The sequence below is a fragment of the Phaeobacter sp. JH20_37 genome (genome assembly GCF_048056015.1).
GTDB lineage: Bacteria > Pseudomonadota > Alphaproteobacteria > Rhodobacterales > Rhodobacteraceae > Phaeobacter > Phaeobacter bryozoorum.
Genome location: NZ_JAYMWW010000013.1, coordinates 330,076 through 354,252 on the forward strand (window position 1 = coordinate 330,076; position 24,177 = coordinate 354,252).

General features: G+C 60.6%; 26 protein-coding genes. 18 read left to right on the forward strand and 8 right to left on the reverse strand.

The window, feature by feature from the left end:
- Positions 1-27: 27 nt before the first annotated feature.
- Positions 28-474: a type II toxin-antitoxin system RatA family toxin gene (locus VWZ87_RS06395; RefSeq protein WP_416535993.1), complete on the reverse strand. Its 447-nt coding sequence runs from the start codon at positions 472-474 to the stop codon at positions 28-30.
- A gap of 73 nt (positions 475-547) precedes the next feature.
- On the opposite strand from VWZ87_RS06395, the gene hpt reads away from it, so the two are divergent.
- The gene (gene hpt, locus VWZ87_RS06400; RefSeq protein ID WP_340545485.1) at positions 548-1,093 is read left to right on the forward strand and encodes a hypoxanthine phosphoribosyltransferase; all 546 of its coding nucleotides are present in this window, start codon (positions 548-550) and stop codon (positions 1,091-1,093) included.
- Positions 1,094-1,305: 212 nt separating this feature from the next.
- Positions 1,306-1,656, forward strand: coding sequence for a hypothetical protein (locus VWZ87_RS06405; RefSeq protein WP_340545484.1), 351 nt, complete (start codon positions 1,306-1,308; stop codon positions 1,654-1,656).
- A 47-nt stretch (positions 1,657-1,703) separates the two neighbouring features.
- Here the strand turns inward: VWZ87_RS06405 and VWZ87_RS06410 are convergent, their stop codons facing one another.
- A complete protein-coding gene (locus tag VWZ87_RS06410) occupies positions 1,704-2,849 on the reverse strand; it encodes an amidohydrolase (protein WP_416535994.1) in 1,146 nt (381 codons plus the stop codon).
- Entirely contained in the window at positions 2,846-3,796 is a 951-nt protein-coding gene (gene lipA, locus VWZ87_RS06415; RefSeq protein ID WP_340545482.1) for a lipoyl synthase, read from the reverse strand. The genes VWZ87_RS06410 and lipA overlap by 4 nt, the downstream gene beginning before the upstream one ends.
- A 359-nt stretch (positions 3,797-4,155) precedes the next feature.
- Here lipA and VWZ87_RS06420 point away from each other — a divergent pair, with 359 nt between their 5' ends.
- Positions 4,156-4,704 (forward strand): peroxiredoxin, encoded by a 549-nt coding sequence (locus VWZ87_RS06420; protein ID WP_340545481.1) that lies wholly within the window; start codon positions 4,156-4,158, stop codon positions 4,702-4,704.
- 93 nt (positions 4,705-4,797) lie between these two features.
- On the opposite strand, the gene VWZ87_RS06425 is transcribed toward VWZ87_RS06420, so the two are convergent.
- A complete protein-coding gene (locus VWZ87_RS06425) occupies positions 4,798-5,871 on the reverse strand; it encodes a DUF6456 domain-containing protein (RefSeq protein WP_340545480.1) in 1,074 nt (357 codons plus the stop codon).
- A 239-nt stretch (positions 5,872-6,110) separates the two neighbouring features.
- Here VWZ87_RS06425 and VWZ87_RS06430 point away from each other — a divergent pair, with 239 nt between their 5' ends.
- Positions 6,111-6,407, forward strand: coding sequence for a DUF6477 family protein (locus tag VWZ87_RS06430; protein WP_340545479.1), 297 nt, complete (start codon positions 6,111-6,113; stop codon positions 6,405-6,407).
- A 128-nt stretch (positions 6,408-6,535) separates the two neighbouring features.
- Here VWZ87_RS06430 and VWZ87_RS06435 read toward each other — a convergent pair whose 3' ends face one another.
- On the reverse strand, positions 6,536-8,089 hold the full coding sequence (locus VWZ87_RS06435) for a trimethylamine methyltransferase family protein (RefSeq protein WP_416535996.1): 1,554 nt from the start codon (positions 8,087-8,089) through the stop codon (positions 6,536-6,538).
- Positions 8,090-8,326: 237 nt separating this feature from the next.
- On the opposite strand from VWZ87_RS06435, the gene guaA reads away from it, so the two are divergent.
- The 9 genes from guaA (at position 8,327) to VWZ87_RS06480 (ending at position 18,449) form a co-directional block, all read left to right on the forward strand.
- Positions 8,327-9,895 (forward strand): glutamine-hydrolyzing GMP synthase, encoded by a 1,569-nt coding sequence (gene guaA, locus VWZ87_RS06440; RefSeq protein WP_340545477.1) that lies wholly within the window; start codon positions 8,327-8,329, stop codon positions 9,893-9,895.
- 374 nt (positions 9,896-10,269) lie between these two features.
- Positions 10,270-11,595, forward strand: a complete 1,326-nt coding sequence (locus VWZ87_RS06445; RefSeq protein WP_416535998.1) for a hypothetical protein — start codon at positions 10,270-10,272, stop codon at positions 11,593-11,595.
- Positions 11,596-11,701: 106 nt separating this feature from the next.
- Positions 11,702-12,604, forward strand: a complete 903-nt coding sequence (locus tag VWZ87_RS06450) for a DMT family transporter (RefSeq protein WP_416536000.1) — start codon at positions 11,702-11,704, stop codon at positions 12,602-12,604.
- Positions 12,605-12,710: 106 nt separating this feature from the next.
- A complete protein-coding gene (locus tag VWZ87_RS06455; protein WP_416536002.1) occupies positions 12,711-13,868 on the forward strand; it encodes an OmpP1/FadL family transporter in 1,158 nt (385 codons plus the stop codon).
- A 200-nt stretch (positions 13,869-14,068) separates the two neighbouring features.
- Entirely contained in the window at positions 14,069-14,932 is an 864-nt protein-coding gene (locus VWZ87_RS06460) for an ATPase (protein ID WP_416536004.1), read from the forward strand.
- 65 nt (positions 14,933-14,997) lie between these two features.
- Positions 14,998-15,915, forward strand: a complete 918-nt coding sequence (gene metA, locus VWZ87_RS06465) for a homoserine O-acetyltransferase MetA (protein WP_340545472.1) — start codon at positions 14,998-15,000, stop codon at positions 15,913-15,915.
- A complete protein-coding gene (locus VWZ87_RS06470) occupies positions 15,905-16,909 on the forward strand; it encodes an alpha/beta fold hydrolase (protein WP_416536006.1) in 1,005 nt (334 codons plus the stop codon). Before metA ends, VWZ87_RS06470 begins: the two co-directional genes overlap by 11 nt.
- A 60-nt stretch (positions 16,910-16,969) precedes the next feature.
- On the forward strand, positions 16,970-17,839 hold the full coding sequence (gene ppk2, locus VWZ87_RS06475) for a polyphosphate kinase 2 (RefSeq protein WP_416536008.1): 870 nt from the start codon (positions 16,970-16,972) through the stop codon (positions 17,837-17,839).
- Positions 17,832-18,449 (forward strand): TetR/AcrR family transcriptional regulator, encoded by a 618-nt coding sequence (locus VWZ87_RS06480; RefSeq protein ID WP_340545469.1) that lies wholly within the window; start codon positions 17,832-17,834, stop codon positions 18,447-18,449. Before ppk2 ends, VWZ87_RS06480 begins: the two co-directional genes overlap by 8 nt.
- Positions 18,450-18,550: 101 nt before the next feature.
- On the opposite strand, the gene rpsI is transcribed toward VWZ87_RS06480, so the two are convergent.
- The gene (gene rpsI, locus VWZ87_RS06485) at positions 18,551-19,036 is read right to left on the reverse strand and encodes a 30S ribosomal protein S9 (protein ID WP_416536010.1); all 486 of its coding nucleotides are present in this window, start codon (positions 19,034-19,036) and stop codon (positions 18,551-18,553) included.
- 5 nt (positions 19,037-19,041) lie between these two features.
- Positions 19,042-19,500 (reverse strand): 50S ribosomal protein L13, encoded by a 459-nt coding sequence (gene rplM, locus VWZ87_RS06490; RefSeq protein ID WP_260101830.1) that lies wholly within the window; start codon positions 19,498-19,500, stop codon positions 19,042-19,044.
- 296 nt (positions 19,501-19,796) lie between these two features.
- On the opposite strand from rplM, the gene VWZ87_RS06495 reads away from it, so the two are divergent.
- Positions 19,797-20,321 carry a hypothetical protein gene (locus tag VWZ87_RS06495; protein WP_340545468.1) on the forward strand — a complete coding sequence of 175 codons (525 nt, stop codon included), beginning with the start codon at positions 19,797-19,799 and terminating at the stop codon, positions 20,319-20,321.
- 96 nt (positions 20,322-20,417) lie between these two features.
- Here the strand turns inward: VWZ87_RS06495 and VWZ87_RS06500 are convergent, their stop codons facing one another.
- A complete protein-coding gene (locus VWZ87_RS06500; RefSeq protein ID WP_416536012.1) occupies positions 20,418-21,833 on the reverse strand; it encodes a PLP-dependent aminotransferase family protein in 1,416 nt (471 codons plus the stop codon).
- A gap of 91 nt (positions 21,834-21,924) precedes the next feature.
- Here VWZ87_RS06500 and VWZ87_RS06505 point away from each other — a divergent pair, with 91 nt between their 5' ends.
- The 4 genes from VWZ87_RS06505 to VWZ87_RS06520 all read left to right on the forward strand — a co-directional run bounded on the left by VWZ87_RS06505 (position 21,925) and on the right by VWZ87_RS06520 (position 24,082).
- Entirely contained in the window at positions 21,925-22,158 is a 234-nt protein-coding gene (locus VWZ87_RS06505) for a DUF1127 domain-containing protein (RefSeq protein WP_340545466.1), read from the forward strand.
- A 212-nt stretch (positions 22,159-22,370) separates the two neighbouring features.
- Positions 22,371-22,892, forward strand: coding sequence for an adenosylmethionine decarboxylase (speD, locus tag VWZ87_RS06510; RefSeq protein ID WP_340545465.1), 522 nt, complete (start codon positions 22,371-22,373; stop codon positions 22,890-22,892).
- Positions 22,889-23,743, forward strand: coding sequence for a polyamine aminopropyltransferase (gene speE / locus VWZ87_RS06515; protein ID WP_416536014.1), 855 nt, complete (start codon positions 22,889-22,891; stop codon positions 23,741-23,743). Before speD ends, speE begins: the two co-directional genes overlap by 4 nt.
- A gap of 102 nt (positions 23,744-23,845) precedes the next feature.
- Positions 23,846-24,082 carry a hypothetical protein gene (locus VWZ87_RS06520; protein ID WP_260090384.1) on the forward strand — a complete coding sequence of 79 codons (237 nt, stop codon included), beginning with the start codon at positions 23,846-23,848 and terminating at the stop codon, positions 24,080-24,082.
- The last annotated feature ends 95 nt before the right edge of the window (positions 24,083-24,177 follow it).

Below are 24,177 nucleotides of genomic sequence, written 5' to 3' on the forward strand. Positions count from 1 at the left end.
TTTCAATAACTTACAATGCGTTCCTGATCAGCCATAAAGCTCCGCCGCGCGCCGCTCAAACGCCCGCACGATCCGCTGCATCGCTTCGTTGAAGACCACACCAATAATGCCCTGCAACACTGCGTTCTTGAACTCAAAATCCACGAAGAAGGACACGTCGCAGCCGCCATCCGCACGGTCGGCAAAGGCCCAGTTCGACTTCATATAGCGAAACGGACCGTCCAGATATTCGGTGTCGATCTTCTTATCCTCGGCGTAGAGCGTCACCCGGCTGCCAAAACGCTCGCGGAACACCTTGAAGGAGATCACCAGATCCGCCTCCATCACCTCCGCGGCCCCCTGCGGCACCCGGCTACGGATCCGCGCCGCCGCACACCAGGGCAGAAACTTCGGATAATCCCCGACATCAGCCACCAGATCATACATCTGCTGTGCCGTGTAGGGCATTGGCCGGGTTTCTGAATGGGTAGGCATGAGTGGCGCATTTCCTGCTATGATCATCCGGCGTCATGTCATATGAACGCGCGGGAATTTCAAGGGGGCACCCATGACACAGCGGCCATATGTCATCGATGTGATGATCTCAGCCAAGGCCATTGCGGCCCGGATCGAAGAGCTTTGCGCCGAGATCCAAGACGAATTTCAGGGCACCGACAAACTGGTGGTGGTGGGGCTGCTGCGCGGCAGCTTCGTCTTTATCGCAGATCTCGTGCGGGAACTTGACCTGCCGATCGAGGTCGATTTCCTCGAGGCGTCCTCTTATGGGGACGCGATGGAAAGCAGCCGAGAAGTTCGCATTCTCAAGGACTTGCGCGGCGCAATTGAAGGGCGCGACGTGCTGGTTGTCGAAGATATCGTCGACACCGGTCATACCCTGAACCATGTCACCCATCTGCTGCGCAGCCGTCAGCCTGCACGGTTGAAGTCGATCGCGCTGCTGGACAAACCATCACGGCGTGAGGTCGATTTCCGCTCTGACTGGATCGGCTTTGAGATCCCGGACGAATTTGTGGTGGGCTACGGAATCGACTACGCGCAGCGCAACCGCAACCTGCCCTTCATCGGCAAGGTCCGCTTCACCGATGAGGGCTAAGCGCCGCACGGAACTGCCCGGCGGGTATCAGAGCACCTAACAGGGCACCGAGAAAGGCGCGCAGACACCGCGCCTTTTTTCATGCGCCAGGGAACCGGCGGCCCCTTGCCGATTGTCGCACCCCGGTCAGCACAAAGCAGCGCAGGCGATTTGCCAAAACCGGCAGGCTCCCCCATGTCTTGGTCAAAGCAGAGATCACGAGGAGATCCGCCATGACCATGAAATATCTTGCCGCCGCGGCCACTGCCGCCGCGCTGAGCCTGACGCCCGCCCTTGCCCCGACCATCGCCAATGCGGCGCCGCCAAAATGGGCTCCCGGCCATAATAACAGCGCCGCCCATTACGCGCCTGGGCAGATCAAGAAACAGTATAAGAAGCGCCACAAGACGCGGGAGCGCATCAGCGGCGACTATATCTATATCGACGATTACGCGCGTTGGGGTCTGGCACCACCGGCCCCCGGCCACCGCTATGTGCGCAAGGATGACCGCATCTATGAGGTGGTGCGTGACACGCTGGCAATCGTAGGGGCCGTCGCACTGGTCGAAGCCCTGACAAACTGACGCCTGAGCGGGTTGAACAGGTCCACGCAAGGGCCTGTTGCAACACGCTAATCGCTCAAAATCTCGGCGATAACCTCGGCAAAGATGGCAACCCCGACCGGGATTGCCGCATCTGGGAAATCATAATCGGGATTGTGCAGCTGCGGCTGATCCAGGCCGGAGCCGAGCCAGAACATAGCTGCCTTGGCCTGCTTGCCAAACTGGCCAAAATCCTCGGACCAGCGCTGTGGCTGCGCCCGCATCCGAACGGCATGGCCTGCGCGCGTGCAGGCGCGCTGCAGCAGCGTCACCGCCTCGGCGTCATTGGTGCAGGCCTCGAACACATCATCAAACCTGATCTCACAGCCAAGGCCGCTCTCAAGGCAGGTGCTCTGAACCAAAGTCGTGGCGGCCGTGATCAGCTCCGCCATGCGCGTATCATTCACCGTGCGCAGCGTGGCCCAGACCTCCCCTTCGCCCGGAGCGATGCCAAACGTGGCCTGCCCCAGTCGCGCATGGGTCAGCGTGACCAGCGCGTAATCGGGGCCAAGATCCCCACCACCCCCCAGCGCGACCAGCCCCGGAAGCAGCTGCGCCATGGCAGATGCAGGCGAAATTCCATCCTGCGGCGCCGCCGCGTGAGAGGTCCGGCCAGTCAGCTGCACCCGCATCCCCCGCGAGGCACAATTGGCGGCACCCGCGCAGAGCGCAATCTCCCCAACCGGCAGCCCCGGCAGATTATGCAATGAAAACGCGTAGTCAGGCGCGATAGTGGCAAAGGCCGGGTCGCCGATCACCGCAGCGGCCCCCTTGCCGGTCTCTTCGGCCGGCTGGAACAGGAGCACCACCCGCCCGCGAGACGGGCGTCGGGCTGCCAGATCCTCTGCCAGCGCGGCGACCATCACCATATGGCCGTCATGGCCGCACAGATGGCCACGCCCGGAATGTTTGGATCTGTAGGGCTGCTCCGACAGCTCCTCGATTGGCAGGCCATCGAGCTCGCAGCGGATCATGACGGTCGGCCCCGCCTCCATCCCCTGATAGACTGCAGCAACGCCATGGCCGCCGAGCCCGGTCAGCAGCTGGTCCGGCTGGTATTGGCGCAGATAGCGCGCCACCACCTCCGCCGTCTTCTCCTCGGCACCCGAAACCTCGGGGATCTGGTGCAGGCGATGGCGCAGCCCGGTCAGCCGCGCCAGACGCTCCGGTGTCATGCCTGGCCGAGCTTGGCGTTCCGTGCAGCACGCAGCCGGGCAAAATCATCCCCCGCGTGATAAGATGACCGCGTCAGCGGCGTCGCCGATACCATCAGAAAGCCCTTGCCATAGGCGGCCTTCTCATAGCTCTCGAATTCTTCCGGCGTCACAAAACGGTCCACCGCATGGTGCTTCGGCGTGGGCTGAAGATATTGGCCGATGGTCAGGAAATCGATATCTGCGGCGCGCATATCGTCCATCACCTGCTTTACCTCCTGCGCATTCTCGCCAAGGCCAACCATGATGCCGGATTTGGTGAAGATCGCAGGATCCAGCTCCTTTACCCGCTGCAACAGCCGCAGGGAGTGGAAATAGCGCGCACCGGGGCGGACACCGGGATAGAGACCGGGAACGGTTTCCAGATTGTGGTTGAACACATCCGGGCGGGCCTCCACCACGGTTTCCAGCACCTCAGGGGCGCATTTCAGGAAATCCGGTGTCAGGATTTCGATCGTGGTTGTCGGGCTGCGATGGCGGACCGCGCGAATGGTCTGGGCGAAATGGTCTGCACCGCCGTCTTCCAGATCGTCGCGATCGACGGAGGTGATCACAACATGGTTGAGGCCAAGTTTCTGCACCGCATGGGCGACGCGACCCGGCTCAAACGCATCCAGCGTATCGGGCCGGCCGGTGGCGATATTGCAGAAGGTACAGCCACGGGTGCAGATTTCACCCATGATCATCATGGTGGCGTGGCCCTGGCTCCAGCATTCGCCAACATTCGGGCAGCCGGCTTCCTCACAGACCGTGACGAGGTTGTTCTCACGCATGATCTTATGCGTTTCCGCGTAGCCTTTGCCCCCTGGCGCCTTGACCCGGATCCAGCTCGGCTTCTTCGGCTGAGCATTGTCAGGACGATGCGCCTTTTCCGGGTGGCGTTGCTCGGGGATTTTCAGATCTCGCACGTCGATGTTCCCTTGCGGCAATGGTCTTTTGGTCTTCGTAACATAGTTGCAATCGCTTGGCACGACCAGTTCTGCACCTGACGATGGCGGCAAAACGGATCAGCTCTGCGCCGTAATAATCTGTCTTGATTAAGATATTTGCGCGCAATGCAGAATCTGCAACCCTGCCCGCCGGTTTTGCCTTCCACGCTATTGCAGGATCAAACCCGCCTCCGAGTCGGTCAGAAAGCGGCGCATGACCACAGCGATGCGGCGCCACCCGGACACCGCTGCACCAGCGCGCGAATACCCCATTGCGGGCGATTTAGAACTATTATAAGTCACCGCCCGACACCGAATTGATCAACTAGGAGCCGATGATGAAAGCTGGCGTAAAACTGCCCGACGTGACCTTCCGCACCCGTGTTCGCGACGAATCCGTGGGCGGCCCGAACCCGTTCCGCTGGGAAGACAAAACCACCGCTGACTATTTCGCGGGCAAGCGTGTAGTGCTGTTCTCCCTGCCCGGTGCTTTCACCCCCACATGCTCGACCTATCAGCTGCCCGGTTTTGAAAACGGCTTCGCCGACTTCCAGGCCGAAGGCATCGATGCGATCTACTGCATGTCGGTGAACGACAGCTTCGTGATGAACAAATGGGCCGAATCCCAGAACCTGAAGAACGTTGGCGTGATCCCCGACGGGTCGGGCGAATTCACCCGCAAGATGGGTATGCTGGTGGCCAAGGATAACCTGGGCTTTGGCAACCGGTCCTGGCGCTATGCAGCCATCGTCAACAACGGTGTTGTCGAGGCATGGTTCGAAGAGCCGGGCCTGTGCGACAACCACGGCGAAGATCCCTATGGCGTCTCCTCCCCGGAGACCGTTCTGGAGCACTTGAAAACAGCCAAGGCTGAGGTCGCCGCCTGATCCGCGCGACCCCGGTCAGGTCCGGACCGGCCAGAGAAAATCCGCAAACCCGGTGCCGCATGGCGCCGGGTTTTTCTATGTCAGGCCATGGGTTCAGCCGATAAGCTCATCCTGCGCCTGCTGGGCGTCATAGTGAAGTTTCAGCTGTTGCAACGCGATGCGCAGCACCACCTTGCCTGACCGCGCCGACCAGCCCAGCTGGCGTTCGGCCGCCTCCAGCCCTTCCAGATGGCAGCAACAGCGCATCACGATGTCGCTCAGCCCCTCGCCAAGCGCGTTGAGCGCGGCAGAGGCCCGGCGTTTGGCGGCTGCCGCGGCCTGTCCGGGTCGGCGACGCCGGGCGGCGGCCGGACTGCAATCGCCATCGGCAAACTGCGCCACCGATTGCGCCAGATGATCGCCGACCTGCGCCAGTTCGAAATCTTCGCGCAGCCGCTCACCGGCGCGCACCAGATCGCTGGTCAGAAACGGCGTCCCATCACGATCCGTCAGCCGCGCCAGCATATGCAGCGGCGTCTCACCCAGCCCATAGCGCGCCCGGCGTGGACGACGCGGACCGCGACCAACCTTGCGCGTCGCCAGGCTGGCGCTTTCCAGTCGGGAACGGGCGCGGTTCTCGCGGCGGGCCACAAACTGGCTGAGCGCGGTGCGCCCTTCGGGTGTGATATGATAGCGGCTGAGCCGCCCCGGCGCCGGACAGGCGATCCAGTCGCGCAGCGCCATGGCCTCGGCCAGGATGCGATCCACCACGACCTTCTTGTCACCGCTTGCCGCCTCCCGCACGACAACCGCTTTCTCCATGCCATCCGCCACCGCGAGCACCGCGCCCTGCGGGTTCAGACAGGTCAGGATTTCGACCACCTCGCTCTCGAAGGCTTCGGCGCAGGCGGGCACTGTGCCCAGGGCCAGAGCACGGGCCGACATTGGCCTGGGCCCCGGCATCGTTTCGGCGTAGTGGCGGGCCGCCAGCGACGCCAAGGCGCCATCGACCAGCGGATCGTCGCGTCGGGTTTCGACCCGTCGGACCTGTCGCAATACCGTGGACGGGTGGCAGCCCGCCTGTTTTGCAAGATTGCGGATCGAACGGCCCGCTTCGGTGTGTTCAAGATATCGGCACGCCTCCTCAGGCACCCATTCCGGCAGGCCGGATACAGCCATAGTTTGCATTTTATCACCCCACATGTGATCATTCGAAACTATCCTCCCACTGGCCGCCTACGTGTTATCCACAGACACCATTCACCGTACTGGCCTGATTTTTCTGGATAGTCTCAGTCAGAGCATCATTGGTTTCAAATTTTCATCAATCAATATCGAATAGACCGTTCGCCGAACCGGCCCATTCGGCAACACCCGCTTCAGTTGTGTTACACAGCGCTATCAACAGAGCTGGAAAGGACATGACGATGCAGGATATCTTTGGTCATCTGGCCGCTTTGCGCCGCCCTCGACTGTTGGTGCGGACCGCGCGGATCGGCGCGCGGGACTATAGTCGGCGGCGCGATTTGAAACGGGTGCTGGGCTATGGCACCCTGCCGAAACCGGCCGCTGCGGTGATGCGGCTGCTGGATCTCGAACACGATTACAACCGCCAGCGCGAGTCCGGCGATGCCGGGTATTCACTGACCCGCCATGTCGATGTGCTGATTGCCCTGATGGGCGAGGCCGAGGGGCTGCGCCGCCCGACCCTTAAAGTCGCCTGAGACCGTCGCCAGACAGGATGGATCCCAGGGCAGACCACCGGCCCGGAACGCAAAACGGCGGCCCCGAGGGACCGCCGTCTGCCTGCCAGCCGGGCTGGCATATATCGGAGTGCCGATCTCAGCCGGTCTTACATGAAGGCATCAGGCATCGAGGCTTTCTTCTCGGCGACATAGGCCTCCAGCCTGCTCAGCACTTCAGGATCGAGCGGCGGCGCCTGATAGGCGTCGAGCAGCGTTTCCACCCGGCTGCTGGCCAATGCAACGGTGTCACGCGCACCTTCTTCTTCCCAGGTTTCAAAGGGCTTATAGTCCAGCAGCTCGGATTTCCAGAATGCGGTCTTGAAATTCGCCTGCGTATGGGCGCAGCCAAGGTAGTGACCACCGGGACCAACCTCGCGGATGGCGTCCATGGCCTGGGCTTCCTCGTCCACGGCAACACCTTTGGCAAGACCATGCAGCGCGCCCAGCTGATCGGCGTCCATCACGAACTTCTCGAAATCGGCAACCAGACCGCCCTCGAGCCAGCCGCAGGAGTGCAGCTGGAAGTTCACGCCCGACAACAGGCCCATGTTGAGCGAATTGGCGGTTTCATAGGCCGCCTGCGCGTCGGGCAGCTTGGAGCCACAGAACGATCCGGCCGAACGGAACGGCAGGTTCATCCGGCGTGCAAGCTGACCGGCCCCATAGGTCACCAGCGAGGCTTCCGGCGTCCCGAAGGTCGGCGCACCGGAGTTCATGTCGATCGAGGATACAAAGGCGCCGAAGATCACCGGCGCACCGGCGCGGATCAGCTGGCTATAGGCCACGCCTGCCATCACCTCGGCCAGAACCTGAGTCAGCGTACCGGCAACCGAGACCGGCGCCATGGCACCGCCAACGATAAAGGGCGAGATGATGCAGGCCTGGTTGTGGGCGGCGTAGACCTCCAGCGCACCCATCATCACATCGTCAAAGGTCATTGGCGAGTTGATGTTGATCAGCGAGGTCATCACGGTGTTGTCGCGCACGAAATCCTTGCCAAAAAGGATCTCGCACATCTCGATGGAATCCTGCGCCCGGCTGGGCTCGGTCACCGACCCCATGAACGGCTTGTCGCTCAGGGTCATATGCGCCATCAGCATGTCGAGGTGGCGTTTGTTCACCGGTACGTCGGTCGGCTCGCAAACGGTACCGCCGGAATGGTGCAGCCATTTGGACATATAGCCCAGCTTCACGAATTTCTGGAAATCATCCAGCGTCGCGTAACGGCGCCCGCCCTTGGCATCGCGCACAAACGGCGGGCCATAGACCGGTGCCAGCACCATGTTCTTGCCGCCGATGACCACGGATTTCTCCGGGTTGCGGGCATGTTGGGTGAATTCGGACGGGGCCGTCTTGCACAGCTCGCGCGCCAGGCCGCGCGGGATCCGTACCCGCTCGCCATCAATCGTGGCCCCGGCCTCGCGCCAGCGCTCCAACGCGCCGGGGTTGTTCACGAAGTTGACACCGACCTCTTCGAGGATGGTTTCGGCGTTGGCTTCGATGGTCTGCAGCGCCTCTTCGCTCAACACTTCGAAATTCGGAATATTCCGCTCGATGTATTTTGCGGTATCAATCTTGACGCCGGTTCGTTCTGCGCGACGGGCGGCACCACCGCCTCCACGAGCGCGACGGCGCGGTGCTGCTGGAGCTGCTTCTGTCATGGTTGTTCCTCACCACAGGCATTTCGTTGCTGGTGTGATTATAGCGCCCAAGACCAAAGCCGCCGCAGGATTACGGCCATTGAAGTTGAAAAGCGACATTCCCGACAGGTTTCTCGCGCCTGCGGCCCGATATCGGCCGTAAGAGGCCGCGCGACAACCGGATCAGAGATTGTGCAAACGCGGCCCGAAACACGAAAATACCTTGCGAATTTCGCGCCGCTGCCCTATGGCGCGTGCATGACAGAGACATCCCACGACCGCCTTCTCATCATCGACTTTGGCAGCCAGGTCACGCAGCTGATTGCGCGCCGCCTGCGCGAACTGAATGTCTATTGCGAAATTCACCCCTACCAGAATGTCACGATGGATTTTGTGCGCGAAATGGCGCCCAAAGCCGTGATCTTTTCCGGTGGCCCGGACAGCGTGACCCGCGAAGGCAGCCCCCGTGCGCCGCAGGAAATCTTTGACCTTGGCGTGCCGATCCTGGGGATCTGCTATGGTCAGCAGGTGATGATGCACCAGCTGGGCGGCAAGGTGCTCTCCGGCCATGGCACCGCCGAGTTCGGTCGCGCCTATGTGACGCCGACGGTCAGCAGCCTGCCGCTGCTGGATGGCTGGTTTGCAGATGACAGCGACCGCGAACAGGTCTGGATGTCTCACGGTGATCATGTCAGCGAAATCGCGCCGGGTTTTGAGGTCTACGGCACCTCGCCCAACGCGCCTTTTGCCATCACCGCCGATGTGTCGCGCAATTTCTACGCGGTTCAGTTCCACCCGGAGGTGCATCACACCCCCAATGGTGCGAAACTCTATGAGAACTTTGTCAAGATCGCAGGTTTCACCGGCGACTGGACCATGGGTGCCTACCGCGAACAGGCGATCCAGGCGATCCGCGATCAGGTGGGCGACAAGAAAGTCATCTGCGGCCTCTCTGGCGGCGTTGACAGCTCGGTTGCGGCGATCCTGATCCACGAGGCCATCGGCGACCAGCTGACCTGTGTGTTCGTGGACCACGGGTTGCTGCGCAAGAACGAGGCCGAAGAGGTCGTCACGATGTTCCGTGACAACTACAATATTCAGCTGATCCACGCAGATGAAAGCGATCTGTTCCTGGGCGAACTGGACGGCCAGTCCGACCCGGAAACCAAGCGCAAAATCATCGGCAAACTGTTCATCGACGTGTTCCAGAAACACGCCGACACCATCGACGGAGCCGACTTCCTGGCGCAGGGTACACTCTACCCGGATGTGATCGAATCCGTGTCCTTCTCGGGCGGGCCGTCTGTCACCATCAAATCGCACCACAACGTCGGCGGCCTGCCGGAAAAAATGGGGCTGAAGCTGGTCGAGCCGCTGCGCGAGCTATTCAAGGATGAAGTCCGCGCGCTTGGCCGCGAACTGGGCCTGCCGCAAAGCTTCATCGGTCGCCACCCCTTCCCCGGACCGGGCCTTGCGATCCGCTGTCCCGGCGAAATCACCCGTGAAAAACTGGAAATCCTGCGCGAGGCGGATGCGATCTATATCGACCAGATTCGCAAGCATGGTCTCTATGATGAAATCTGGCAGGCCTTTGTGGCGATCCTGCCCGTTCGCACCGTCGGTGTGATGGGCGACGGCCGCACTTATGACTATGCCTGCGCCCTGCGCGCGGTGACATCTGTCGATGGTATGACTGCCGATTATTACCCGTTCAGCCACGAATTCCTGGGTGAAACCGCCACGCGGATCATCAATGAGGTCAAGGGTATCAACCGCTGCACCTATGACATCACCTCGAAGCCTCCGGGCACGATCGAGTGGGAATAATCTAAGCCCTTGAAACCCCGGCCAACTGGCCGGGGTTTTTCTTTTATAGAAAGCCCTGAATTTATTCTACTTTCACTGATGTCTTAACAGTTTCAAAAACTCTATTTGCGAGGTTTCAGTGAAGTTCTATTGGGAGAATCTCTGGAATGATTATCTGCCATCCGCTCAAACTGATTTTCATTAAGACCAAGAAGGTTGCTGGAACCTCGTTTGAAATCGCACTGTCCAGCTATTGTGATGAAAGCAGCATCATCACACCAATCAGCCCAAAGGATGAAGAGAGGCGGAGGGCGTTGGGCTATCCCGGCCCTCAGAACCATCAGACCCAGACTTGGCCGGATGGAAACGGGGGCACGCAGGTTTTCTTCGATCACATGACCGCCGGACAGATCCGCGCCGCAGTTCCTCAGGATATCTGGGAGACCTATACCAAAGTAACGATCCGGCGCGATCCCTACGATGCCATGGTTTCCCGCTACTACAACGAGGCGATGGATCAGAGAGATGTTCCGCTCGATATCTTTGTCCGACGCTACCGCAGCCTGTTGAGCGAAAACCGCCGTATTGCACCACTGGATGGTTCGAATTCCGCAGATGTCGTGCTGCGCTATGAGCATCTTGAGGAGGATATAAATGCGCTCGATATCGACGGGCTTTGGGAGCGGTTTTCGAACCTGAACGCCAAGGCGCCGATGCCTGCGAAAACTGGCGCTGATGCGACCAGGCTCTTCACAGCCCACCCGGAAGCGGCGGACGTGATCGAGGTCGAGGCCGTCGGCGAAATTTCCCGGTTCGGCTACACCCGCCCGGCACTGGCTGCCGCAGTCCCAACGCTTGCCACGCAGGTGTCAGAAAACGCTCAACAACGCTTAAAGCCTGAATTCATCTTCACCCTCTCAGCCGGACGTACGGGCACCGCATGGCTTGCGAAATTTCTGGGTGAGAACCTGAATATCCCGTCGGTGCATGAGCCGCTTGGCGCGAATGACTATGGCATTCGTATGCCCGGTATCGGACACATGCGTGGGTTCAATACCTACGGGATGAACGCGAATGTCTGCGACTTCTGGGAGGGCAAACTGGGCAACCTGCAAGCCCCCTATGCGGAAAGCAACCATACATTGGGCAAATGCGGGTTGATTGAGGCGCTGGTGGAACACGGTTTAGCGCCGCGAACCCGCGTGATCATCCTGCGCCGCAACCTTGGCAAACAAATCGCAAGCTATGTGAACCGTAATGATTTTTGCAATATTACAATACCTTGGCAATGGTACCTGCATCCGACCTACAATCACAAGATCCTCGACCCCGCGCCGTTCGAGCAAATGGGCGAAATCGGCATGGCGATCTGGTATGCGCTGGAGATGGAAGTGCGCTACGCCTATTACAAACAGCTCTACGGCGACCACCTCCACTTTATCGAAACCACGCTGGAGCAGGCCACGACGCCGGATGGCGCTCGAAACCTGCTGCAAGAGCTGGGCCACACCGCAGGACCGATCCTGCCGCAGAAGGTCAATGCGTCGCCACAAGGCAGCGCCACGACCAATGCGCTGGTTGAGGAAATCGAGACGCTGCTGTCACGGTTGGGGTTTGATGCCGACACCATAGCGAAGGAGTATATCGAGCGCGGGAACCGGCTGGACCTCCCCTCACTGCCCCACGCGGCAATGCTCAAGCAGACGGTTGCCGCCGAATAGACGCCTGTTCTGCGCGGCCCGGCCCCGCGACCGCAGCCGCGCAGAGATGACTTGACCCGCCTGCTAAATTAGCCCTTCTTCGTGACCAACGGGCAAAGGGGCGGCCATGGCGCAGGGTGAGTTAAGAATAGGCACGGCTGCGCTCTGGATGGTCGGGGCGATTGTCTCGTTTTCCTCGATGGCCATCGCTGGCCGCGAAGCCGGGTTGAGCCTCGACACCTTTGAGATCATGACCTATCGCAGCGCCGTCGGGATGGTTATTGTTGTCATCTGTCTGACCGCCACCGGCAGCTGGGGCCAGGTGCGGCGCGATCGGCTGGGCCTGCATCTGATCCGCAATGCCGCCCATTTCACCGGACAGAACCTGTGGTTCCTTGCGGTAACGCTGATCCCGCTTGCACAGGTTTTTGCGCTGGAGTTCACCTCGCCGCTCTGGGTGCTGCTGCTGTCACCGCTGCTGCTGGGCGAGCGGCTGACGAAGCCCCGCGTATTGGCCGCCGCGCTAGGCTTTGTCGGCATTTTGATCGTGGCCCGCCCCAGCCCGGAGACGCTGAGCCTTGGCGTTTTTGCGGCAGCGGCCTCAGCCATCTTCTTTGCGCTGACCATCCTCTTCACCAAAAGGCTGACCCGGCACGAGCCCATCAGCTCCATTCTGCTCTGGCTCACACTGCTGCAACTCGGCATGGGGCTGGTGATATCGGGGTGGGACGGGCAGATCACTCTCCCAAATGCCGCAACGGCACTTTGGCTGCTGATTATCGGCTGCGCCGGGCTTGCCGCGCATTTCTGCATGACCAAGGCGCTCTCCATTGCCCCGGCCACCGTTGTGGTTCCGATTGATTTCGCCCGACTGCCCACCATCGCCGTGGCCGGAATGTTGATTTACGGTGAAGCGCTTAACCTCTGGGTACTGATCGGGGCTGCGGTGATTTTCTGCGCAAACTACATCAATATTCTGGATGCCGCCGGACGTTTCCGCGCGCCCCGCCGACACGGTCATTCTGCCTGATTTTCTTGCCGTTGATTGCCTTTGCGTCAACATTGACCGAAAAAATCCCCCTTGCTAGCGTTTCGCAATGTAAAACCAGGCGCCCAAGTCTGGACAGGGAGGAACAATGAAACGCTATCTTGCAACGTCAGCAGCGCTGGCGCTGGCTTCCGGCGCAGCTATGGCAGGCGGTCTTGACCGCACCGGCCAGCCCGTTGGGATCATCTTTGAAAAAGGGAACTACGCAGAGCTCTCGTTCTCGCACACCAACCCGGATGTAACCGGCACGGACGTGCGGACGCTCAACCCTGCCGGAACCCCGAGCGGCAATGTCGCACTGAGCTTCAACCAGATTTCCGGTGGCATCAAATACGACCTGAACGACCGCGTATCGTTCTCGATGATTTTTGACCAGCCGTGGGGGTCGGACGTCAGGTATCCGAGCGCAGATGCCAACCCGATCACACCCGGCTCTTTCCTGCTTGGCGGAACCACAGCGATTGCCGATTCAGAAGCAATCACCGGGATCGTTCGCTACAAGTTCAACGAGAATTTCAGCGTGCACGGTGGTATTCGTTACCAGCAGATCAAGGGCGACATCACCCTGAAAGGGCTTGCCTATAACAGCCCCTTGACACCCGGCAATGATCTCGACGGTTATAACGTCAGAGTAGCGCGTGATGGCGCGGTTGGCTGGCTGGTTGGTGGTGCCTATGAGCGTCCCGACATCGCCCTGCGCCTGGCTGTGACTTATCAATCTGAGATCGAGCATACCTTCGCCACCACCGAAAGTCTGCCGGATGTCCCGGGCACGACCTTCAACGGATCGACGACAACCAAGACTCCTCAGTCGCTTAACGTTGATTTCCAGACCGGTATTGCTAAGGACACGCTCCTGCTGGCCGGTATTCGCTGGGCCGAGCATAGTGTCGTCAAACTGCGCCCCGGCACTGCCAATGTCGATCTGATCGACCTGTCTGACTCGGTGTCCTACACGCTGGGTGTCGCGCGCCGGTTCAACGAAAATCTGGTCGGCTCGATCAGCCTCGGCTATGAAGCCGAAGACAGCGACAATCTGGTGTCGCCGCTGGCCCCGACCAATGGCTACAAGAGCATCTCAGTCGGGCTGCAATACACCAAGGATCAGTTCAAGATCTCGGGCGGCGTGCGCTATACCGACCTTGGCGATGCCTTTGCTGAGACCGGAACGCCGGATGTCGCCCGCGCCTCCTTCAGCGGCAACAAGGCGGTCAGCGTTGGCGTGAAGTTCGGCTACTACTTCTGATCCTGACGTAGACCTGCGTGCGCCACAGGCAGCGCTGGAACAAAGACAGGTACAGGACCAGTTCTCCCCCGCATCCTATGGTGCGGGGGTTTTGCGTGGTCCATCGCCAGCCGCCGCGCCCAGGTCCTCCAGCGCTGCCGATTGACCCGCAGGCCCGGGGCGATTAGCAAGGCAAGGAACCAGAAGGGACCGGATTTCACATGCTCTATTCGTCTGCCGAAGATTGGCGCAATGCGGCGCATAAGCGGGTTTTGTTCTTTGGCATGTCCGGACTGGGCAAGACCTATATCAGCAATATTCTGCGCGGCGCGGGCAGCTGGTTCCACTACTCGATCGATTATCGGATCGGCACCCGATACATGGGCGAATATATCGCCGACAACGCCAAGGCAGAGGCGATGAAAGTGCCGTTTCTACGCGATCTGCTGCTGTCGGATTCGATCTATATCGGCTCCAATATCAGCTTTGAAAACCTGACACCCGTTGCCTCCTATCTGGGCAAGCCCGGCAATCCGGCCAAGGGCGGGCTGGCAATGGCGGAATATACCCGCCGCCAGGACCAGTTTCGCAGCGCGGAACTGAACGCGCTGCGCGATACCGGTTATTTCATCGACCGGGCCGAGCGGCTCTATGACTATCCGAATTTCATCTGCGACACCGGCGGCAGCATCTGCGAATGGGTCGATGCCAATGATCCAAGCGATCCGCTGCTGAGCGAGCTTGCTAAACACACGCTGATGGTCTGGATCAAGGGGGACGACGCCCATACCCAGGAGCTGATCCGCCGGTTTGATCGCGCCCCCAAGCCCATGGCCTATGAACCGGCTTTCCTCGCCCGCGTCTGGCAAGAGTATCTAAAGGAAAACCACCTATCTGAAAACGAGGTGGACCCTGACAGCTTCATCCGCTGGACCTATGCCCAGGCGCTGGCCCATCGCCAGCCCCGCTATGCCGCCATGGCTAAGAACTGGGGCGTGACGGTCACGGCGGATCAGATTTCGGGCATCCGCAACGAGGCCGATTTCACAGATGTGATTGCGGGCGCTCTTGAGGCGCGCGGCTAGGCCTTCTACATCACAGCGCCAAGACTCCGTCCAGAACGGGCGGAGCATAGACCAAAGGACACGACATGCCGATCAAGATCCCTTCTGACCTGCCCGCCTATGACGTTCTCACGAACGAAGGCGTGATGGTCATGTCGCCGGATCAGGCGGCCCGTCAGGATATCCGTCCGCTGCGCATCGGCCTGCTCAACCTGATGCCGAAGAAGATCCAGACCGAGAACCAGTTTGCCCGGCTTATCGGCGCCACACCTTTGCAGATCGAGCTGTCCCTGATCCGCATGACCGAACATCAGACCCGCAACACCGCCGCAGAGCATATGGCGGAGTTCTACCGGCCGTTCCAGGAGATCAAGGACGAGCGTTTTGACGGTCTGATCATCACCGGCGCGCCGATCGAACATCTCGAGTTCGAGGATGTCACCTATTGGGATGAGCTGTGTGAGGTCTTTGACTGGACCCAGACCAATGTGCATTCCACCTTTGGTGTCTGCTGGGGCGGCATGGCGATGATCAACTATTTCCACGGGGTGAAGAAACACCTCTTGGATCACAAGGTCTTTGGCTGTTTCCGGCATCAGAACCTTGATCCCGCATCCCCCTATCTGCGGGGGTTTTCCGATGACTGCGTCATTCCCGTGTCGCGCTGGACCGAAATCCGCCAATCCGAAATTGATGCCCGACCCGGCCTGCGCAGCCTGCTGGGCAGCCCCGATGCCGGCCCCTGCCTCATCGAGGATCCCAGCCACCGTGCGCTCTATATCTTCAACCATTTCGAGTACGACAGCGATACGCTGAAGCAGGAATATGATCGCGATATCGCCAGCGGCACGCCGATCAATATTCCGATGAACTACTACCCGGACGACGATCCCAGCCGCAAACCGCAGAACCGCTGGCGCAGCCACGCGCATCTTCTTTATGGCAACTGGATCAATGACATCTACCAGTCCACCCCGTTTGATATGGCGCAGATTGGGCGTTAAGCGCGTGCTGACAGCCGGTCTAATTCTGGCGCTTGCAGCTGGCGGGACGCTGTGGCGGGCCAAGGCTCGCGAGGCGGACGCCATCGCCGCCTATCCGCCGCTCGGCAGCTTTGTCACGGTTGATGGCCAGCAGCTGCACCTGCTTGATCTGGGGCAGCCGACACCCCGGCCCGACGGGCTGCCTGCGGATGCGGCAGCGCCGGATCTGGTGTTGATCCACGGCGCCAGCGGGCACATCCGCGATATGACCTTCCGGCTGGCCCCGGCCCTCAGCAGCCGCTTCCGGGTGATCATCGTGGATCGCCCCGGGCTGGGCTATAGCGATCCCACCGGTGGCGCGCAGGCGTCCCTCAGCAAGCAGGCCGCCATCATTCGCCAAGCGGTTGCCGCTCTGGGTGCGGAGCATCCCATCGTGCTGGGCCAGAGCTATGGCGGCGGTGTCGCCCTCGCCTGGGCGCTGGATGCGCCCGACAGCCTCTCGGCGCTGGTCACTGTCGGCGCGGTCTCCCATCCTTGGCGGACGCCGCTCAGCACCTTTTACAAGGTCACTTCCTCGCCGCTGGGCCAGCGGCTGGCGGTGCCGCTTCTGACCGCCTATGTGCCCGAAAGCACCATTCGCGACACCCTGACTGAGGTCTTTGCGCCGCAGGCCGTGCCAGCGGGGTATTTCGAACATTTCGGCCCGGGGCTGACCCTGCGCCGCTCCGCGCTGCGGGCCAATGCCCGCCAGCGGGCCGACCTTCTGGCCGAAATCAGAGCGATGGCCCCCCGCTACGGCGATCTCAGCCTGCCCATTGAGGCGGTTCATGGCAGCGCCGACACCACGGTGGGGCTGGATCTGCACGCGCGCCAGCTGGAGCGCGATGTCTCCTCGCTGAACCTCACGGTGCTGGATGGCGTCGGCCATATGCCACATCAGGTGGCCACCGATGCGGTTGTGGCGGCAGTAGACCGGGCGGCGGCGCGGGCAGCTACGGCACGGAATTTGCGTTAAAACGATTCACATTTCGCCGCAAAGCCCCATATAAGGGACAGAAGACAGAAGGAATTTTCTATGCCCCTGCCCTTTGACGGCGCAATCAGCGCGTTCTACGAGACCAAGGCCCCAGAGGAAATCCGCGCCGCGATCAAAGCTTCGCAGAAGGATGACCTGCTGGATCCGGGCTTTCCCTATGACACGCGGATGAGCCGCAAGCGCTATGAGAAAGAGATGGCGCGGCTTCAGATCGAACTGGTCAAGATGCAGTCCTGGGTGCGTGAGACCGGGGCACGTGTCGCCATTCTCTTTGAAGGGCGCGACGCCGCTGGCAAGGGCGGCACCATCAAACGGTTTCGCGAAAACCTGAACCCGCGCGGGGCGCGGATCGTGGCGCTGTCAAAACCCAGCGAGCGGGAACAGACCCAGTGGTATTTCCAGCGCTATATCACCCATCTGCCCGCCGCAGGTGAGATCGTCTTCTTTGATCGCAGCTGGTACAATCGCGGCGTGGTCGAGCCGGTCTTCGGCTTTTGCACCGACGGTCAGCGCGAACGGTTCTTTGATCAGGTCAACGGCTTTGAGGAGGCGCTGGTCGAGGACGGGATTCAGCTGTTCAAGATCTGGCTCAACGTCGGACGCGCCGAACAGCTGCGGCGGTTCCTCTCGCGCGAGACCGATCCGCTGAAGCAGTGGAAACTCAGCCCGATCGACGTCAAAGGGCTGAGCCTCTGGCAGGAATACTCCACCGCCATTACGGATACGCTGACACGTAGTCACACCGAGCACGCCCCCTGGACCATCGTGCGCTCCGACGACAAGCGCCGGGCCCGGCTGGCCGCCATTCGCCGGGTGCTGCACTCCGTCGATTACACCAACAAGGACGCCAAAGCGCTTGGCGATCTGGATGATTCCATCAGTGGCGGACCGGATCTCTGGGATGCCTAAGCGGGGGTATCACCACGGCAACCTGCGCCAGGCGCTGGTCGAAGCCGCACTGAAGCTGATCGAGGCCAAGGGCCCCACCGGCTTTACCCTGTCGGAGGCGGCCAAACAGGCCGGCGTCACCCCGGCCGCGGTCTATCGTCACTTCAACGGGCGCGAGGATCTGATCGCCGAGGCAGGCCGTCAGGGCTATGTGATGTTTGCCGATCTGATGCAGCACGCCTATGACAAATATCAACCTTCGGCCCTGGCGGCGTTTGAAGCGACGGGCCGGGCCTATCTCGCCTTTGCACGCAAACATCCAGGCCATTACATCGCGATGTTCGAAAGCGGGATCTCCGTCAACCGTACGCCTGAGCTGGCCGAGGCCGCCAACCGCGCCCGCGCCATTCTGGAACGCGCCGCCGCAGATCTGAGCAAACATATCCCGGCCGAAAAACGCCCGCCCGCCTCGATGTTCTCGGCGCATGTTCTGGCGATGAGCCATGGCGTGGTGGAGCTCTATGCCCGGAACTCTCCCGGTGCGGCCTCCCCCTTCCCGCCCGAGGATCTGCTGGAGAGCGGCATCGGCATCTACCTGCGCGGGCTGGGCCTGATCGAACCGGACAGCTAAGACTGACCGCTGCGCAGGCTCAGGCAGCATTCGAACAATCCACACAAAGAAAAGGCCGCAGATTGCTCTGCGGCCTTTTCCAAATCCATGTGATCCAGCGATTAACGCTTGGAGAACTGGAACGAACGACGCGCTTTGCGGCGGCCGAATTTCTTACGCTCGACAACACGGCTGTCGCGGGTCAGGAAGCCTGCGGCTTTCAACGCGCCACGCAGCGACGGATCGTACAGCTGCAGTGCTTTGGAGATGCCGTGCTTGACCGCGCCGGCCTGACCGGAGAGGCCACCGCCCTTGACGGTTGCGTAGACGTCGAATTCGCCTTCGACACCGGCAACCTGGAACGGCTGGCGCAGGATCATCTGCAGCACGGGGCGTGCAAAATATGCGTTCAGCTCTTTACCGTTGACGGAGACCTTGCCGGAACCCGGCTTGATCCAGACGCGGGCAACCGCGTCTTTCCGCTTACCGGTGGCATAGGCACGGCCCAGCTCGTCGCGAACGGGTTCGCGCACGATGGTTTCTTCGGCTACGGTTTCTACGCCTGCAACGGCGCCGAGCTCTTCGAGAGTGTTGATCTGATCAGCCATCGGTCTCAGCTCCGGGTGTTTTTCTTGTTCATGGATTTGACATCCAGAACCTCGGGGGACTGGGCTTCATGCGGGTGCTCGGCACTTGCATAGATGCGCAGGTTGGTCATCTGCTGACGCGACAGACGGTTGCCGGGCAGCATCCGCTTGACGGCCTGATAGACAACGCGCTCGGGGTGGGCACCGTCCAGGATTTCCTGTTTGGTGCGGGATTTGATACCACCGGGGTGGCCGGTGTGCCAGTAGAAGTGCTCTTCGCGCTTCTTGCCGGTCATCTGGATCTTGTCAGCGTTGATCACGATGACATTGTCGCCCATATCCATGTGAGGAGTGAAGGACGGCTTGTGCTTACCACGCAGGCGCATGGCGACGATCGAGGCAAGACGGCCCAGCACCACGCCTTCGGCGTCGATGATGATCCACTTCTTCTCGATGTCTGCCGGTGTAGCAGAGAAGGTTTTCATAGCAGGTCAATCCTGTTTGACGTGAAGGGCACCCCCAAAACGGCGCGCCCGAATTCGATGGACGGGGTTTACGGCAGGCCTGCGCATAGGTCAACACCCTGAAATCAGATTAAAGCGTTTAAAAACAGCACCTTACAAAATAGGTATTACAATACCCCATATTTGAGCACCCTCGGATACGCTCCTGCCCCGATCCTGACCGCATCTGTCGTCGCGGAACAGGTCTGGGCGCCTTTTCAGCCGGTGTTTCACACGCTAAAGCTGCACCGGAAAGACAAATTATAGGATCCTACTACATGTTTCGAAAACTTGCTCTGGTTGGCGCCCTGCCGCTGGCCCTTGGTGCCTGCATGCAAAACGCCGAAGTCACCGCCCCCCCGGTAACGGTCGCGCTCAAGAATCAAGGCTCAACAGCGCCGCGCGTTCAGGGCTACAAAGAGCTGACCTTCCGCACGCATGTCGTGCTGGACAAGGAAAAGATGAAGGCGACAGGCGGTCAGCCCAGCAGCGCCAACATGCGCGAAGTTGTAGGCGCCCGGTGCACCGTCGAAAGCGCCGAATTCAAGGCGACATTCATCACCCCGGCTCTCGTCAACGTTCCGGTGCTCAAACGCCGTCCGACCCCGGCCTATGTGCAATGCGACGCGGGCCAACAGTCCGGCCAGACCACGCTTAAACCTGAGCTGAACGGCACAGTGGTTGGCGGGGCCTCGGCAGCAGGTCTTCTGGCCGCTGCCATCACCGCTGGCATCGCTGCTGGTCGCGACAACTGGTCTTTTATCGGGAACCACACCTCGGGCGTGTCGATCCTGGTCGAATAAGCACCCCGGTCGATCACCGCTTACATATAAGGGGGGCCTGAGTGTTCAGGTCCCCTTTTCCTTTGCCAAACAGCCCGCCTCGAGCCGGGCAGCAGTTCAGACGCTGATTTGCTCCGGTGGGTTGTCAAGCAGTGCGCGCAGCCGCAGCATTGCCTCCTCAAACCGTTTGGGCGTGACGTGGCCGTTCACCGCGATCCGCACCGCATTTGGGGCGCGGCCGTCGCGCAGCGCGAATTCATCAGCCGAGCGGATCTGAACCCCCTGCGCCTCTGCCGCGCGGGTGAACGCGGCCGAACGCCAGCCCGATGGCAGCCTTAACCACAGGAAGGGCACGCTGTCCGACCAGACAAGTTCAAAACTGCCCAGAGCGTTGACGGCAATGCGGACGTATTTGGCCATCTCCTTGCGGACATCGCGCACCAGCTGCGGCGTGCGAGGGTCGGACAGCAGGATACGGGTCAGCTCCGCCAGTGGCTGTGCGATTCCGAAATAACTGTATTCCGCCGTGCGCCGCAGATCGGCGCCACGCCCCTTGGGGGCGAGTGCGAACCCCACGCGCAGCGCCGGTGTTATCGTTTTGGAAAATGAGGTGACATGCCAACCCAGCTCAGGAGCAAGCACGCGGTAGCTTGGCGCACGCGCCTCCCCCATCCGGTAGCAGTCATCTTCTATGATCTGGACCTCGTGACGCCGGGCGATCTCGACAATCTCCTTGCGACGCTCCAGCGGCGTATAAAGCCCGGTCGGATTATGCACCTCCGGGCTGGTGCATAGAACGGTGGCGCCTGTCTTGCGAATGGCGAGTTCCAGTGAATCCGGCAGGATGCCCTTGTCATCCATCGCCACCCCCACAACGCGGGCGCGTGCCAGCTCTGCGGCGCGCCGAAACCCAGCATATGAGAGATCTTCGACCAGAATCGTCGGCTGCGGCCCCTCAAGCACGGTTTGCAGCACCGTCAGGATGCCGTTCTGCCCGCCGTGGGTCAGCACGACGTCATTCTGATGCACATTGCCCAGCAGCTCATCCGAGAGCCAATCGGCAACCACCTCGCGTACCGGTTCATAGGCATCGCGTGTGGGGTAGTTCAGGAATTGCAGCGGATCGCCCTGGGACACTTTCACCATCGCCTCGCGCAATGCCGCAACCTGACCAACATCCGCGAGGCGGGGACTGAACAGGCTGACGTGGCCAGGATTACTGGCCTCCAGCAGATGCAGCTGCCGCGACCAGACATCATCCAGCACTTTGGTTTCCGGTTCCGCAACAAAAGTCCCGCGCCCGACCTCCGCCTGCAACAGCCCGTCATCGGTCAGGAGCGAATAGGCCCGCGCCACCGTGCCGGGGGTGATCTTCAGCTGATAGGCCAGCTCCCGCACCGGCGGCAGCTTTGTACCGATACAAAGTGTGCCATCTTCAACCGCCGCCCGGATGGTATCAGCCACCCGTTGATATTTCGGCCCGGATCGCCCGGAAAGATCAGCCGGCAGCTCGTTTGGCCAAATTGTACCCATTACAATCCTTTCTTGGACAAGACGTCGCGCTAATTGTACCCATTGATTGTGATATAAACACAGGATTGTATCAATACAATAGGAAACTACCATGACACAGAACGCAACACCCTCTTCGCCCGACATGATCTATCTTTCCAGCCGCCCCACCCTGCCGGTGCTGGCTGAGATCGCGGTCTCCTTTGCGGTTCTGGTCACCAAATGGACCGTGCGTCAGCGCACGCGACAGGCATTGCGTCAACTGCCGCCGGAACTGCTCAAAGATGTTGGGCTGACCCGCGAGGACGCCGAGTATCAAGGGACTCTTCCGTTCTGGCGCCCATGATCCCCGGGCAACGGAACCACCTGATGACCGGGGCTTGCCCCGGTCTTTTTTATGGCACGATGGTGTTCATTTTACAAAAAACCCCTTGATCGAATCCCGCCCCCACAATAGATGCCCCCTCACTTTCGGTACCGATCCCAACCCCGGACTCTTATCCGGGGGGGCGCTAAGGGCCGGCTGGATTGTCATCTACTGGAACGAAGGGGAGTGTCATGACGGACGCCAACCTCTTCCAACTGGGGATCGGTCTGGAGACAGGCGCCCAAGAGGAAGATACCGCCCGCAGTGCAACCACTGCGATCGTAAACTCACTTGTGGATTCGGATCGCGAAGACCATTTCATCCGTCGGGATGGAAAGGTATTTGCCGGAACCCATCTCATTATCGAGGTCATGAACGGCAGCGGTCTGGATTGCGAAACCCGCATTCAGAACGCCTTCCGCAAATGTGTCGAGGTCTGCGGCGCGACGCTGCTGCACATCCATACGCATAAATTCTCGCCGCAAGGCGTCTCCGGCGTGGCCGTTCTGGCCGAAAGCCATATCTCCGTCCACACCTGGCCCGAGATCGGCTATGGCGCCTTTGACGTCTTCATGTGCGGCGATGCCGAGCCCTGGAAAGCGGTTGACGTGCTGAAAGAAGCCTTCGACACGCCGACGGTTGCGGTGCGTGAACTGCTGCGCGGCGAGGAGTTCCTGGCAAAGGGCATCCTGACCAAGGAAGTGGCGGCATGAGTGATCACACCTGGATCACCGAAGGCCTGCACGCCCATTACGCCCAGCGTTTGCGCGTCGATGAGATGCTCTATGACAGCAATACCGAGCACCAGCGTCTGAAGGTGTTTCAGAACGGCCAGTTTGGCCGCGTTCTGACGCTGGACGACGTGGTGCAGACCACCGAAGGCGATAACTTCATCTACCACGAGATGCTGACCCACGTGCCGATTCTGGCCCATGGCAATGCAAAACGGGTGCTGATCATCGGTGGCGGCGATGGCGGCATGGCGCGCGAAGCGCTGCGCCACCCATCGGTCGAGCATGTCACCATGGTTGAAATCGACGGCGGTGTGGTGGAATTCTCCAAAGAATACCTGCCGATGCTGAGCGATGGCGCCTTTGATGATGCCCGCCTCAATCTGGTGATCAACGATGGTGCGCTCTTCATGAAAGAGAACACCGAGAAATTCGATGTGATCATCGTCGATTCCACCGACCCGATCGGCCCCGGCGAGGTGCTGTTCACCGATACTTTCTATGGCCACGCAGCCCGTTCGCTGACTGAGGATGGCATCATCGTGACGCAGAATGGCGTGCCCTTCATGCAGGGCGATGAGCTGACCGGCACCCTGCGGGCGTTTCAGGCGCTGTTTGCGGATGCCTCCTGCTATCTGGCCACCGTGCCGACCTATGCGGGTGGCCCGATGGCGTTTGGCTGGGGCAGCCATTCGGACAAGGCGCGCAGCGTGAGCCTTGCGGATCTGGAGGCACGTTTTGCCGCCGCGGGGATCGACACCGGCTATTACAACCCGGAGGTTCACAAGGCCGCATTCGCCTTGCCGAACTATGTGAAAAAGCTGTTCCCGTAAGGGGCAGGCATCTGGGGGCTTCGGCCCCCTTTTTCGTTGCGCTGACTTTGCGCTTGCAGCCCGTGCCCTGCCCGGCAGACACTGTTCGCAAGAGAGGTACATATGGCTCATATCAATAAGGTCATCAAATCGGTCAACCTGGACGGTGAGCTGATCTGCACAGATATTTTCCAGCGGCCGGACGGAAGTTATGGCTTTGACGAGTTCCGGCGCGACCCCGAGGACGGGCGCGGCTGGTACAGCATCGGCCACTACGGCGGACAGGTGTTCGCAGACGCAAAAGCTGCGATTGCCGCAGCCAAAACGCAAATTCACTGGCTGCACGATAAGATTGACTAAAGAACACGACCGAGTGGCGATGGTCCTTAATCCCCCTTGGCCCCTTGGCGTGACTGCTGCTTCTTGCTAGGCGCGGCGGGAGCGAAACAAAATCT